The sequence below is a fragment of the Actinacidiphila sp. bgisy167 genome (genome assembly GCF_965342175.1).
Classification (GTDB): domain Bacteria; phylum Actinomycetota; class Actinomycetes; order Streptomycetales; family Streptomycetaceae; genus Actinacidiphila.
On the sequence record NZ_CBDRBL010000121.1, the window covers coordinates 1 to 13,405 of the forward strand.

Annotated in this window: 12 protein-coding genes and 1 pseudogene; 4 read left to right on the plus strand and 9 right to left on the minus strand. The window is 72.4% G+C overall.

Going from position 1 to position 13,405, the window contains the following annotated elements; translation table 11 throughout:
• Positions 1–41: 41 nt before the first annotated feature.
• On the minus strand, positions 42–956 hold the full coding sequence (locus ACRWND_RS28825) for a LysR family transcriptional regulator (RefSeq protein ID WP_431954565.1): 915 nt from the start codon (positions 954–956) through the stop codon (positions 42–44).
• A gap of 234 nt (positions 957–1,190) precedes the next feature.
• Here ACRWND_RS28825 and ACRWND_RS28830 point away from each other — a divergent pair, with 234 nt between their 5' ends.
• Positions 1,191–1,811, plus strand: a complete 621-nt coding sequence (locus ACRWND_RS28830; protein ID WP_431954567.1) for a TetR/AcrR family transcriptional regulator — start codon at positions 1,191–1,193, stop codon at positions 1,809–1,811.
• An 85-nt stretch (positions 1,812–1,896) separates the two neighbouring features.
• Here ACRWND_RS28830 and ACRWND_RS28835 read toward each other — a convergent pair whose 3' ends face one another.
• The 3 genes from ACRWND_RS28835 to ACRWND_RS28845 form a co-directional block, all read right to left on the minus strand.
• Positions 1,897–2,340 (minus strand): VOC family protein, encoded by a 444-nt coding sequence (locus ACRWND_RS28835; protein WP_431954569.1) that lies wholly within the window; start codon positions 2,338–2,340, stop codon positions 1,897–1,899.
• A 282-nt stretch (positions 2,341–2,622) separates the two neighbouring features.
• Complete coding sequence (lysA, locus tag ACRWND_RS28840) at positions 2,623–3,960, minus strand: diaminopimelate decarboxylase (RefSeq protein ID WP_431954571.1); 1,338 nt, start codon at positions 3,958–3,960, stop codon at positions 2,623–2,625.
• Positions 3,961–3,973: 13 nt separating this feature from the next.
• Positions 3,974–4,402 (minus strand): SAV_915 family protein, encoded by a 429-nt coding sequence (locus tag ACRWND_RS28845; protein WP_431954573.1) that lies wholly within the window; start codon positions 4,400–4,402, stop codon positions 3,974–3,976.
• A 501-nt stretch (positions 4,403–4,903) separates the two neighbouring features.
• Here ACRWND_RS28845 and ACRWND_RS28850 point away from each other — a divergent pair.
• The 3 genes from ACRWND_RS28850 to ACRWND_RS28860 all read left to right on the plus strand — a co-directional run bounded on the left by ACRWND_RS28850 (position 4,904) and on the right by ACRWND_RS28860 (position 6,700).
• Positions 4,904–5,320, plus strand: a complete 417-nt coding sequence (locus ACRWND_RS28850) for a hypothetical protein (protein WP_431954575.1) — start codon at positions 4,904–4,906, stop codon at positions 5,318–5,320.
• A gap of 106 nt (positions 5,321–5,426) precedes the next feature.
• Positions 5,427–6,065 (plus strand): DUF3105 domain-containing protein, encoded by a 639-nt coding sequence (locus ACRWND_RS28855; RefSeq protein ID WP_431954577.1) that lies wholly within the window; start codon positions 5,427–5,429, stop codon positions 6,063–6,065.
• Entirely contained in the window at positions 6,062–6,700 is a 639-nt protein-coding gene (locus ACRWND_RS28860) for a DUF305 domain-containing protein (RefSeq protein WP_431954579.1), read from the plus strand. The genes ACRWND_RS28855 and ACRWND_RS28860 overlap by 4 nt, the downstream gene beginning before the upstream one ends.
• 98 nt (positions 6,701–6,798) lie before the next feature.
• On the opposite strand, the gene kdpB is transcribed toward ACRWND_RS28860, so the two are convergent.
• The 5 genes and pseudogenes from kdpB to ACRWND_RS28885 form a co-directional block, all read right to left on the minus strand.
• Positions 6,799–8,949, minus strand: a complete 2,151-nt coding sequence (gene kdpB / locus ACRWND_RS28865) for a potassium-transporting ATPase subunit KdpB (protein ID WP_431954581.1) — start codon at positions 8,947–8,949, stop codon at positions 6,799–6,801.
• A gap of 240 nt (positions 8,950–9,189) precedes the next feature.
• Positions 9,190–9,876, minus strand: a complete 687-nt coding sequence (locus ACRWND_RS28870) for a response regulator (protein WP_431954583.1) — start codon at positions 9,874–9,876, stop codon at positions 9,190–9,192.
• Positions 9,873–12,437 carry an ATP-binding protein gene (locus ACRWND_RS28875; RefSeq protein ID WP_431954584.1) on the minus strand — a complete coding sequence of 855 codons (2,565 nt, stop codon included), beginning with the start codon at positions 12,435–12,437 and terminating at the stop codon, positions 9,873–9,875. Before ACRWND_RS28875 ends, ACRWND_RS28870 begins: the two co-directional genes overlap by 4 nt.
• A 103-nt stretch (positions 12,438–12,540) precedes the next feature.
• Positions 12,541–13,164 (minus strand): potassium-transporting ATPase subunit KdpC, encoded by a 624-nt coding sequence (kdpC, locus tag ACRWND_RS28880; protein WP_431954586.1) that lies wholly within the window; start codon positions 13,162–13,164, stop codon positions 12,541–12,543.
• Between the two features lie 19 nt (positions 13,165–13,183).
• A pseudogene (locus tag ACRWND_RS28885) lies at positions 13,184–13,405 on the minus strand (potassium-transporting ATPase subunit B); the annotation flags it as partial.

A 13,405-nucleotide genomic window follows, 5' to 3' on the forward strand; every position in this document is an offset into this window, starting at 1 on the left:
AAGCAGGCGGGAATCCCCGGCCTTCAAGCCCCGGGAGGATGTCAACGCTTGTAGGGGTCTCCGTCGGGCAGCCAGGCGCCCGGAGTGTGGATGCCCGGGTCGCTCACACCCTCGGTGAGGGCGTCCACCACGCCCAGCACCGCGTCCCGGACCTCGTCCTTCCGCCAGACCAGCGACCAGGTCCAGTAGACCTCGGGGCCGAGCACCGGCCGCTTGACCAGATCGGGCGGCAGCAGGGCGGTCTGGCCCTTCGGGCAGTTGACGACCGGACCGCGGCAGCGGCGGACGTGGTCGAAGAACCCGCTGCCGGTGACGCCGCCGTCGGAGATGCGGACCGCCCGCGCTCCCGTCTCGGTGGCGAGGCGCTCCGCGTAGAGGTTCCACGACAGCCAGGAGGTGGTGTCGTCGTCGAGCAGCACCACGGTGTCCTCCGCGCGGACGGCGCCGGTGTCCCCGCCGGTGGAGACCGCGTAGAGGAGATCCGCCCCCAGGAACCGGGAACGCAGGCCCCGCCGCTCCAGGTCCTCGGTCCGCACCCAGCACACCGCAAGGTCCAGGCTGCCGTCGGCGACCCGGGCCGCCTGGGTGTGGGAGGGCGCGACCCACGCGTCGACGTGCAGTCGGGCCACCGCCGACGCGCGGGCCGCCAGATCGGCGGGGAGCCAGTTGACGTAGCCGAGTCGTACCGCTTCCGAGCCCGCCAGCTGCTTCGCCCGGCGCCCCACGTCGTCCGCGCGCTCCAGCAGCTCCCGGACCGGCGGGAGCAGCGCCGAACCCGCGGGGGTCAGCGAGACCGAGCGGCGGTCGCGGTCGAAGAGCCGGACCCCCAGACCACGTTCGAGTGCCTTGATCTGCTGGGACAGGGAGGGCCCGGCGATCAGGAGCCGTTCGGCCGCCCGCCCGAAGTTCAGCTCCTCGGCCACAGCGACGAAGTACCGAAGTTGACGCAGCTCCACACCGCCATGCTAGGCCGCGGCGGCACCTCCGCGACGGCACCCCGCGTGCCTGGCAGGCCGTAACGCGAGGCCGCGGACCCGGCCTGCCCGGTGAGACCTCGTGTCACGGCTCGGCTGGGAGTCCATGCCTCCCAGCAGGGAGGAACCAGATCCTGGCGGGCGGCCCGCCCTCGCGGCCACGATGGGGGACGGCCGGTCGACCCGGAAATAGTCGATCGGTCGTATACTGCTGCCATGGGACGCACAAGTGACGCCAGGGAGAAGATCATCACTGCCGCGCACACGCTCATCGAGCAGCGTGGCTACTCCGCCCTCGGGGTAGCCGAGATCTGCAAGGCGGCCGGGGTGCCCAAGGGAAGTTTCTACTACTTCTTCGAGTCCAAGGAAGCCTTGGCCCTGACCGTCATCGACGAGCACTGGGCGGTCCAGAGGGGCGAGTGGGCCGGCATCCTGGGCTCCGACGGGGCCCCCTTGGAGCGGCTGCGCCGGCTTTTCCAGGCGACCGAGGAGGTCCAGCACGCGGGCCAGAAGTCCTGCGGGACCGTGTCGGGCTGCATGTTCGGCAACCTGACGCTGGAGATGAGCAACCAGACGGAGTCCATCCGCCGCCGCCTGCAGGAGATCTTCGACGTGCAGGTCGAGATGATCGACGAACTCGTCGCCGAGGCGAAGGAGCGCGGCGACGTCGCCGTCGCCGACACTCGCGCCGCCGCCGTGTCGATCGTCGCCCAGCTCGAGGGACAGGTGCTCTTCGCCAAGCTCTACAACGACACCGGTCGCCTCAGCCCGCTCTGGACGAACTGCCTCGCCATGCTCGGCGCGGCCGCTCCGCAGGAGACCGCGGCGTCGGTGTGACGCGGCGGCGCGAGCGGCCTCCTCCGCACACGGTCCTCGCGCGGCGGTGCGGCGCCGGCGGCGGTGAGCGCCCGGGGGAGGTCGGTCAGCGGCCCGGCAGCCGCTCGGTGATCTCCTGGAACACCCACTCGTTGCCGTCGGGGTCGTTGAACGACGCGTAGGAGCAGTAGCTGCGCCGCTCGGCATCGGGGCCAGGCACGCGTCCTTCGGTCCCGGCGCGGTGGAACACTCCCCCGGCGTCATGGAAGACCTCGCTCACCGCGACCCCGCGCCCCGCGAGTTCCTGACGCGCGGCGACGACGTCCTCCACGATCAGGTGCAGGCCCTGGACGGAGCCCGGCTCGGCCGAGCTGACACCGGTGCCGAAGATCACCGAGCAGGGCGAACCCGGCGGGGTCACCTGGACGACACGGAAGTCGTCACCGGAGGAGACGTCCGCGTCCAGCCGCCAGCCGAGGCCCACGTAGAAGTCCTTGGCCCGATCGACGTCGGAGACGGGCACCACCACGACCTCGAGTCTCATGTCCACGGGTTGTCGCTCCTTGTCCCTTGCCCTGTCCGGCGTGCGGGGTCACGTCGGACGTCCACGGTCCGGGTTCCGGGGGCCGCGGGGAGGATGCATACCCCCTTGCCGCCGTGAGCGGACGGCGCGGACGGCATGGCCACCGCGTTGGCGGTGCGCGGGGACCCTTTGGATCGGCGCCGTGCGCCGGATCCGGCACGGCGCACCTCCGGGCAGGAGGGACGCGGGGACATCACCTGCCCGGAGGGCGTTCGAAGGGGCGTTCGGCGGGCGTCGGCGACGCCCGGCTCACAGCCCGATATCGCGGTTGCGGTAGTCGGCGAGGGATTCGCGCCGGAGCAGCAGCCGGGCCCTGCCCTCGTGGACGGCGACGAGCGGCGGGCGTCCGACGAGGTTGTACGTGGACGCCATCGACAGGTGGTAGGCGCCCGCGACGGGCACCGCGAGCAGGTCCCCGGGCCGGACGTCGGCGGGCAGCGGCACCGCGGAGGCGAGCACGTCACCGGCCTCGCAGTGCCGGCCGACCACGGTCACCAGGACCGGGTCCTCGTCGGAGTGACGGCCGATCAGCCGCGGGGTGTAGCGCACCCCGTACAAGGCGGGCCGGGGGTTGTCGCTCATGCCGCCGTCGACCGCGACGAAGGTCTGGCCGCCGGTGCGCTTGACCGACAGCACGTGGTAGAGCGCGACACCGGCGGGACCCACGATCGCGCGGCCCGGCTCCACCGCCAGGCGCGGCACCGGCAGGCCGGCGGCCGCGCAGCCCTCGGCGAGTTCGGATCGTATACGCGCGGCCAGCGTCGTCAGGTCCATCGCCGCCTCGCCCGGACGGTAGGCGACCGCGTGTCCGCCACCCAGGTCCAGCTCCGGCAGCGTGACGCCGTGCTGCCTGCGCACGGCGGCCAGCAGGCCGACCAGCCGGCGCACGGCCGCCAGATACGGCTTGATGCTGCTGATCTGCGAGCCCAGGTGGCAGTGCAGTCCGACCAGTTCCAGCCGCGGCTGGTCCAGCACGCGCGCGATGGCGTGCTGCGCCGATCCGTCGGCCAGGGACAGCCCGAACTTCTGGTCGTCGGTGCCGGTACGCACCGCGTGGTGGTGACCTGCGGCGATGCCCGGCACGATGCGCAGCAGCACCTTCTGCCGCTCCCCCGGCGGGACGTGGGCGGCCAGCCGGGGGATCTCTCCCGTGCTGTCGATCACGATCCTGCCCACTCCCAGGCGCAGCGCGGTGGTCAGGTCCTGCGGGCTCTTGGCGTTGCCGTGGAGCAGGATGCGCTCCGGCGGGAAGCCGGCGACGACCGCCAGCTCGAGCTCCCCGGCCGAGCAGACGTCAAGGCCGAGGCCCTCCTCGTCCACCCAGTGGGCCATGGCGCGGCACAGGAAGGCCTTGGCGGCGTAAAGGACGTCGCCGTCGGGGAAGGCCGCACGGTAGGCGCGGCAGCGGTCGCGTACCTCTCCCTCGTCCAGGACGTAGGCCGGGGTGCCGAAGCGTTCTGCGATCTCGGTCAGCGCGACCCCGGCCACGGTGACGTCACCATGGGGGGCGCCGACGGCGGAGGCGGGCCACACCGACAGGTCGGCGTCGGGGTACGCGGTCTCCACGTGCTCGGTGGCGAGAGTCATGACGGCGTTCCTTTCAGCCGATCCACAGGGCCAGAGCGTCGACCAGCGCGAACGCGCCGGTGACCCTGAGGACCCCGAGAGTCTGGGGGTCGAGCCGGCGACCGGTCTCCGCCGGTGCGTCCGACACGGCTGGTGCGTCCGACACCGCGGGTGCGGCGAGCTGCGGGTCCACGGTCAGCGCCGTGACACCGAGCGGGCGGGCCAGCGACCGCAACGCGGATTCCGACAGGGTGATCCACTGCTGGTCGTCGCCGAGCGTCCGTGTGAGACGTTCGGGGGTGGTGAAGCCGACGGCCGTACGGCCGCCCAGGGGCGTGCGGAACATGCGCGCGACGCATCCCACGGTTCCCGGCCGGACGGGGACGTACAACGTCTCCCGGTGTCGTCCGACCGGGAACGGATCCGAAGGCTCGGGGTCGTCCCCGTGCGTGAGCTCGGTCATGGCTTCCTCCTGGTGCGGCGCCCTGTTGGTTCCTGAGGCGCCCCGGCCGGGGCCGGCGGTCCGGGACGCACCAGGGACGTTATGCCCGGGACGAGGGGCCGGGCGCGGTCCCTGACGCGACGTTGACGGCGGGCACGGAAACGTTGACGGCGCGGGTCGCCAGGGAGGTTCCGGCGGCGTCAGCGGGGCTACGCCGGGACCGCGTGCGCCGCCCGTTCCGGGCGTGTGACGCAAGGGCGCGAGGCTCCCGGGCCGTGCGTGTGACGGGGGCACCGGGGCGCCCGGGGAGACGTTCGCCCGCGGAGCGGCACCGCATAGGTGAACGCATGAGGCTCCGGGCGGCAAGGGAGCCGAGTGGGGGCTCGCAACTGCGGTCGGCGGTCGTGGCGGTGGGCACCCTGAGCGACCCGCATGCGGGCCCGGAGACACGGGGACGCCCGTTTCCGCCGGGGGCGCACCCGGCGCGGGTACGGCGCGCACCGGCGGGTACGATCTGCCGCGATGCGCAGTGACGGAGAAGCCGGCCGAGGCGGTGCGATACCCGCCCGCCTATCCGCGCGGCCTCTGAGTTGCGTTGTCCTGATCCTGTGCGGGCTGTTCGCCGCGCTCGGGGTGTGCGGTCACAACGAGGCGCCGGGCGGCGCATACGACTCGGTGCGGACCCTCGTCTCCTCGCACCACGCGTACGCCACCGACGCGGTGTGCACGGACGCCCACGACCCCGGCAGGCGCGGCAACGGCTGCTCCCCCGCCGAACACACGCCTGTGACCCTGGGCTCGGCGCCACTGCCGCACCTCGCCGGCGCGGAACTGCCGTCGGTGTGGCCCTCCGCGGTCGCCGCCGCGGGGCTGACCGCGCCGTCCCCCGACACCGTGCGCTCCCTTGATTTGCACGTGCTCCAGATCCAACGGACGTAGAGGGGCCCGAGCGCATCGGCGGAACCGCCGGAGCGCGCCGTACGTCATCCGACCCCTCCATCACCGACCGCCGTGTCGCCGACGCGGCGGGGAATCAGGACACACCATGGGTTCCGTCAAGGCCAAGGCCGCCGACCGCCGCGCACGCGTCGAGGAGATACGCCGCAAGGAGCAGGCTCGTGAACGCCGCAACCGGATCATCACCATCACCGCCTGCACCGTGATCCTCGCCGGGCTGGTCGGCGGCGGCGTCTGGCTCGTCAACTCCGCCGACGACGGCGACGGCAGCTCCAAGGCCGCGGCCGGCTCCGTCAGCGGGGAGAAGTCGTGGTCCGGTCTCACGCAGAACCACGTCGACAAGACCGTCGACTACCCCATGAGCCCGCCTGCCGGAGGCGACCACAACCCGGTCTGGCAGAACTGCAACGGCGACGTCTACGACAAGCCCGTCACCAATGAGAACGCCGTTCACTCCCTGGAGCACGGCGCGGTGTGGGTCACCTACACCGACAAGGCGACGGACGCCGACGTCAAGACGCTCAGCGCCCGCGTCTCGAAGACGCCGTACTCCCTGATGAGCCCCTACACGGACCAGGCCTCGCCGATCACCCTCACCGCGTGGGGCCACCAACTAAACGTCACCAAGGCGGACGACCCGCGTGTGGCGACGTTCTTCGACACCTATGTGCAGGGCAAGCAGACCCCCGAGCCCGGCGCGCCCTGCACCGGGGGCAAGGCCTCGTGACGGCCGCCCGCGGCGCGGGCAGGCCGCTGCTCGCGCTCGCCGGCGCCATGGTGCTGGTCGTGCTCGCGGCCCTGGCCTTCACCCTGCTGACGGCACGGCCCAGCAGCGGGGGCACCCCCGGCACGGAGTCGCCGGACGCGGGTTTCGCACGCGACATGGCGATCCACCACCAGCAGGCGGTGGAGATGTCCTTGATCGTCCGCGACCGCACCGAGGACGAGGATGTCCGTAGGCTCGCCTACGACGTCATCAACACCCAGGCCAATCAGCGGGGCATGCTGCTGGGCTGGCTGGACGTCTGGGGCGTGCCGAAGTCGTCGTCGAAGCCCCCCATGGCCTGGATGGGCCACGAGATGTCCTACCAGCCGCACGACGGGGCGCTGATGCCCGGCATGGCCACCAACGCCGACCTGCGCCGGCTGGAAGGGGCCCACGGCAAGGCCGCGGCGGTTCTCTACCTGCACCTGCTCACGGTCCATCACCGGGGCGGTGTGGAGATGGCGGCTGCGGCGGCCGACCTCGCGCGGACCGACCAGGTGCGACGCCTGGCGGCGGGCATGGTCCAGGGCCAGGAGGCGGAGATCCGCCTCATGGCGGACATGCTCGCCGCCCGCGGCGCGAGCCCGCCCCGCTGACCCGCCTGGGAGGCGCCCGGGAGGCCGCGCGCCTCCCAGGCGCCTTCGGCACGTGCCACCGTCTTCCTGGGTCGTGCGAACGGACGCGATGCGCCCGGTCAACCGAGGCCCGGCACGAACTGCACCACGGCCACGTCGATGAGCTTGATGCCGAGGAACGGCACGACCAGACCGCCGACCCCGTACACCAGCAGGTTGCGCCGCAGCAGGTCGCCCGCCGAGGAGGGGGTGTAACGCACGCCGCGCAGAGCGAGCGGTATCAGCGCCACGATGACGAGAGCGTTGAAGATGATCGCCGAGGTGATCGCGGACGTCGGGCTGTGCAGGCGCATGATGTTGAGCCTGTCCAGGCCCGGGTACGATGCCGCGAACATCGCGGGGATGATCGCGAAGTACTTGGCCACGTCGTTGACGATGGAGAAGGTCGTCAGGGCGCCCCGAGTGATGAGCAGTTGCTTGCCGACCTCGACGATCTCGATCAGCTTGGTGGGATCGGAGTCCAGGTCCACCATGTTCCCGGCCTCCTTGGCGGCCGAGGTGCCGGTGTTCATGGCCACCCCCACGTCGGCCTGGGCCAGCGCCGGGGCGTCGTTGGTGCCGTCTCCCGTCATGGCGACCAGGTTGCCACCCGCCTGCTCCCGCTTGATCAGGGCGAGTTTGTCCTCTGGGGTCGCCTCGGCGAGGACGTCGTCGACGCCTGCCTCATCGGCGATGGCGCGAGCGGTGAGCGGGTTGTCCCCGGTGACCATCACCGTGCGGATGCCCATGCGCCGCAGCTCCGTGAAACGTTCGCGGATGCCCTCCTTCACGACGTCCTTGAGGTGGACGACGCCGAGCACACGCGCGCCGTTCCAGTCGTCGAGGGCGACCAGCAGAGGGGTGCCGCCCGAGGCGCCGATGGCGTTGACGAGGCGGTCGACCTCTTCGGGGACGTGGCCGCCGCGTCCGGTGACCCAGCCGGCCACCGCGCCGGACGCGCCCTTGCGCACGGAGGCGCCGGCGCCGTCCTCCCAGCGCAGGTCGACTCCGCTCATACGGGTGCGCGCGGTGAAGGGCACGAAGCGGCTCTGGCCGAGCTCTCCCTTCGACGGGGCGCGGAGCCCGTACCGTTCCTTGGCCAGGACCACGATGGAACGGCCCTCGGGGGTTTCGTCGGTGAGGCTGGAGACCTGCGCGGCCTGCGCGAGCTGCAGCTCGTCCACGCCCGTGAGCGGGATGAACGCGGCGGCACGCCGGTTGCCGAAGGTGATGGTGCCGGTCTTGTCGAGCAGCAGCGTGGAGACGTCTCCCGCCGCTTCGACGGCGCGCCCCGACATCGCCAGGACGTTGCGCTGCACGAGCCGGTCCATGCCCGCGATGCCGATCGCCGAGAGCAGCGCCCCGATCGTCGTCGGGATCAAGGTGACCAGCAGGGCCACGAGGACGACCGTGCTCTGCGCGGCGTCGGCATAGACGGCCATCGGCTGCAGGGTGACGACGACGAGGATGAAGACGATCGTGAGCGACGACAGCAGGATGGTGAGCGCGATCTCGTTGGGCGTCTTCTGCCGGGCGGCGCCCTCGACGAGGGCGATCATGCGGTCGAGGAACGTCCGTCCTGGGCGGGAGGTGACGCGCACGACGATGCGGTCGGACAGAACCTTCGTGCCACCGGTCACCCCCGAGCGATCGCCGCCGGCCTCTCGGATCACCGGGGCGGACTCGCCGGTGATGGCGGACTCGTCGACTGCGGCGATCCCGTCCACGACCTCGCCGTCGCCCGGCACGATCTCCCCCGCCTCGACCACGACGACGTCGAAAGGCTTCAGCTCGGCGGCGGGGATCGTCGCCTCGGTGTGGTCGCGGCCGTAGGGGCGCCAGCCGGTGAGGCGGCGGGCCACGGTGTCGCTCCTGGTGCGGCGCAGCGAATCGGCCTGGGCCCTACCGCGGCTCTCGGCCACGGCCTCGGCCAGATTGGCGAAGACGACGGTCAGCCAGAGCCAGACACTGATCACCCAGGCGAAGACGCTCGGGTGCACGACGGCCGAGGCGGTGGTCAGGGCGGCGCCGGCCTCGACGACGAACAGGACCGGTTTGCGCACCATGCGGCGGGGGTCGAGCTTGCGCAGCGCCTCGGGCAACGACTTCACGAGGAGTCGGGGCTGGAGCAGCCCGGCCGGCACCTTGCGCCTGCCGCCGCGGTGCAGAGGCGGCCGTGCGTAGGTGCGCGGGTTCGGGGAGCGGTCGGTCGCGGAAGCCGGGGGCTGCATGCTGGGGGTGCCTTCTGAAGTGCTGTTCGCCGGTGGACGACCACCAGCACACCGGCGCCGCGAGGCCGAGCACACCGCCCTGACAGGTCCTTGGCGGTGCAGGAGACGGATCCTGACGCGGTGTTGACGGGAACGCCTGCGCGGCAGCCCGGACGCGGCCTCGCAGACGTCGCTTCGGGCGCGCGGTGAGGCGGAGAGCGCGCCGCGCCGGGCGGCGTCACCGGGCAGGCGCGGGCGCGCTCAGGGCTCGAAGCGGTAGCCCATGCCCGTAACGGTGATCAGGTGGCGCGGGTGGGCGGGATCGGGTTCCAGCTTGTGCCGTAGCGTGGCGAGGTAGACGCGCAGGTAGTTGGTGCGCTTCTCGTTGCCCGGGCCCCACACCTCCCGCAGCAACTCACGCCCGGTGATCAAGCGGCCGGGGTTGCGCAGCAGCGGGGCGAGGAGCCGCCATTCGGTGGGAGTGAGCCGTGGGGCCTCGCCCGTGCCGGAACGGTGCCGGACCGTGAACGCGCCCAGGTCGACCCGCCAGTCCGCGATGGCGATCGCCTGCCGCGCCTCCGGGACGGTGGGTGGGCGGCGCAGCACGGCGCGCAGCCGGGCGGCCAGTTCGTCCATGGAGAACGGCTTCGTGACGAAGTCGTCCGCCCCCGCGTCCAACGCCTCGACCTTGTCGGCGGGAGCGGTCCGCCCGGACAGCACGATGATGGGCAGAGGGCTCCATGCCCGTACGCCGTGGATGATGTCGGTGCCCTGCACATCGGGCAGGCCGAGGTCGAGGATGAGGGCGTCGGGCGGCTGCCGGGACACCAGGAGCAGCGCGGTGGTCCCGTCGGGGGCGGTGGAGACGGCGTAGTGGCGTGCCGTCAGGTCGATCTCCAGCGCCCTCAGGAGCCGCCGCTCGTCGTCGACGACCAGGACGCGCCTCATGTCAGCGCCTCCTCCCCGCCGGCAGGGGCGGTGGCCCCCTCGACGGGGGCGTCGGCCGCGGGCAGGGACAGGACCATGGTGAGACCTCCGCCGGGGGTGTCCTCCGGGGTGAGGGTGCCGCCCATCGCCTCGGTCAGGCCGCGGGAGAGGGCGAGGCCGAGGCCCAGGCCGGTGGTGTTGTCGGTGTCACCGAGCCGCTGGAAGGGTTCGAAGACCCGCTCACGGTCGGGGGGCCGCAGTCCTGGGCCGCGGTCGACGACGCGCAGCTCGATGCGCCCGCCAAGGGCGCTGGCGCTGAGCAGGACCGCGGTTCCCTCGGGTGCGTACCGCCGGGCGTTGGTCACCAGGTTGGCGATGACGCGTTCCAGGAGCGGCGGGTCGGCCAGCGCGAAGGGTACGTCCTCCAGGCCCCCGGTGGTGACGGGGATGGTGCTCTCGGCGAGGCCGTCGAGGGCGAGCGAGGCCACCTCCGCCACGGAGGTCGGCTCCAGAGCGAGGCTCAGCGCCCCGGCCTGCAGCCTGCTCATGTCGAGGAGGTTGTCCACCAGCCGGTTGAGTCGGTCGAGGGACACCTCCGCGGTGGCCAGAAGCTCCTCCTGGTCCTCGGCCGAGAACTCCACCTCGCGGCTGCGCAGCGAGCTGACGGCCGCCCAGGCGCCGGCGAGCGGCGTGCGCAGGTCGTGGCTGACCGCCGCGAGAAGCGCCGTCCGCATCCGGTCGGCGGCCTTCACCGGCTCCACCTCGGCGGCGGCCTCGGCCAGCCGGGCGCGTTCCAGTGCGGAGGCCACGTGGCCGGCGAAGGCGATGAGAACACGCCGCTCCGAGGCCGCGAGGCGCCGCCCGCGCAGGACGAGGGCGTCGTCCGGTCCGACGGGCACGGCGACCACGCCCTCCGCGAGGTCGTCCACCCCGGCGCCGTCGCCGCGGCTTCCGTGGACGAGCTCCGCGGACTCCATGCCGAAGGCTTCCCTGGTGCGGTGCAGCAGCGCCTCGACGGCCTCGTCGCCGCGGAGGATGCTACCGGCGAGGGAGGACAGCGTCTCGGCCTCGGCGGTGGCGCTGGCCGCGCGTCTGGACAGCCGCAGCGAGCGGTCCACGACCGTCGCCACCGTCACGGCGACGAGCGCGAAGACGGCCAGCGCGAGGATGTTGTTGGTCTCGCCGATGGTGAACCGGCCGATGGGCGGTATGAAGTAGTAGTTGAGCAGCAACGAGGCCGTCACGGACGCGAGCAGCGCGGAGGCGACGCCGCCGATGCAGGCGACGCCCACGACCGCCAGCAGGAAGAGGAGCGCCTCGCTGGTCAGGTTCAGGTGCCCGCGGGAGTTCGCCAGCACCGTGGTGAGCAGTGCCGGCAGGAGGAGTCCCGCGAGGGGGCCGGCCACCTTGCGGGCCCGGGGCAGACTGCTGGAGGGGACGGGCAGGAGGCGTCCGCGCCCGGCGCGTTCGTGGGTGACCATGTGGACGTCGATGTCGCCGGAGCGTTCGACGATGGTCTCGCCGACGCCTCGTCCGGTGAGGAACCGCGCGAGCCGGCCGCGTCGGCTGATGCCCAACACCAGTTGGGTGGCGCTCTCGGCCCGCGCGAAGTCCAGCAGGGCGTCGGGGACGTGGTCGCCGACGACCGAGTGGAAGGTGCCGCCGAGGCTCTCGGCAAGGGTCCGCTGCCGGGCCAGGGCGGCCGGTGAGGCGTCGGCAAGGCCGTCGCTGCGGACGATGTGCACGACGAGCAGGTCCCCGCCCGCCGCGCGGGCGGCGATGCGGGCGGCACGGCGGATGAGGGTCTCCCCCTCCGGGCCGCCGGTCACGGCGACGACCACGCGTTCCCGGATCTCCCATACGCGTGCGATGCCGTGCTCGGAGCGGTACTTCTGCAGCGCCTCGTCCACGCGTCCGGCCACCCAGAGCAGGGCGAGCTCGCGCAGCGCGGTGAGGTTGCCGACCCGGAAGTAGTTCGACAGGGCGGCGTCGACCTTCTCCGGGGCGTAGACGTTGCCGTGCGCCATGCGGCGGCGCAGTGCCTCGGCCGGCAGGTCGACGAGCTCGATCTGGTCGGCGCGGCGCACGACCTCGTCGGGGACGGTCTCCCGCTGCGGGACGCCGGTGATCTTCTCGACGACGTCGTTGAGCGACTCCAGGTGCTGGATGTTCACGGCGGTGACCACGTCGATCCCCGCCTTGAGGAGCACATCGATGTCCTGCCAGCGCTTGGCGTGGCGGCCGCCGGGGACGTTGGTGTGCGCCATCTCGTCGACGAGCGCCACCTCGGGTGCGCGGGCGAGGACGGCGTCGAGGTCCATCTCGGTGAAGACGCCGCCGCGGTAGTCGCGTTCGGCGCGGGGCACCATCTCCAGGCCCTCGAGCTTCTCCTCGGTGTGCGGGCGCCTGTGGCACTCGACGTAGCCCACGACGACGTCGGTTCCGCGGGCGGCCCTGCGGCGGGCCTCGTCGAGCATGCGGTACGTCTTGCCGACTCCCGGGGCCGCTCCGAGGAAGACCTTGAGTCTGCCGCGCCGCCCTCGGGGGTGGGCGGCCGGGGCTGGGACGGCTGGCTCAGTCACCGGATGTCCTCCTTGTGCGGTGTCACGCCGTCCGGCGGCGCAGGTGGTCCCTGCGCCGCCGGACGGCGTGGTGCGGATGGTTCGCCGGCCGTGGCCGGAGGTGTCACTTCAGTGCGGTGAGCGCCTCGTTGAGTTCCACGACGTTGACGCGCTCCTCGCCGAGGAAGCCGAGGATCCGGCCCTGGACGTGGTCGTCCACCAGCTTGCGCACGGCGGCGACGTCCAGGCCCCGCTCGCGGGCGACCCGCGCGACCTGCTCACGGGCGTACGCGGGCGAGATGTGGGGGTCGAGGCCGGAGCCGGAGGCCGTGACCGCGTCGACCGGCACGTCCTCGGGGGCGACGCCGTCGAACTCGGCGACCGCGGCCCGGCGCTCCTTGATCGTCTTCACCAGGCCCTCGTCGTTGGGACCGAGGTTGGAGGCGCCGGTGACGAGCGGGTCGTAGCCGCCAGGGCGCGGCTGGAACCACTTGGGGTCCGGCTGGGCGACCTCCTCGGGGTCGTCCGGGTTCTTCTTGGGGAGGGTGAAGTTCTGGCCGATGAGGCTGGAACCGACGGTCTTGCCGTCCTGGGTGATCCTGGAGCCGTTGGCCTGGCCGGGGAACGCCGCTTGGGCGACACCGGTGACGGCCAGCGGATAGGCGATGCCCAGGAGCACCGTGAACACGAGCAGCATCCGCAGGGCGGCCGCGTGGTTGCGGACCACGGCGGGCAGGGAGCCGGACATGATGGATCGCCTTCTTCTGTCAGCTGAGGCCGGGGATGAACTGGATGATCAGGTCGATCACCTTGATGCCGACGAACGGCAGCACGAGACCGCCCAGGCCGTAGACCCAGATGTTGCGGTTCAGCAGCGCCGCGGCCGACAGCGGCCGGTAGCGCACGCCGCGCAGGGCGAGCGGGATCAGCACCACGATGATCAGGGCGTTGAAGACGATCGCCGAGGCGATGGCCGACTGCGGGCTGTG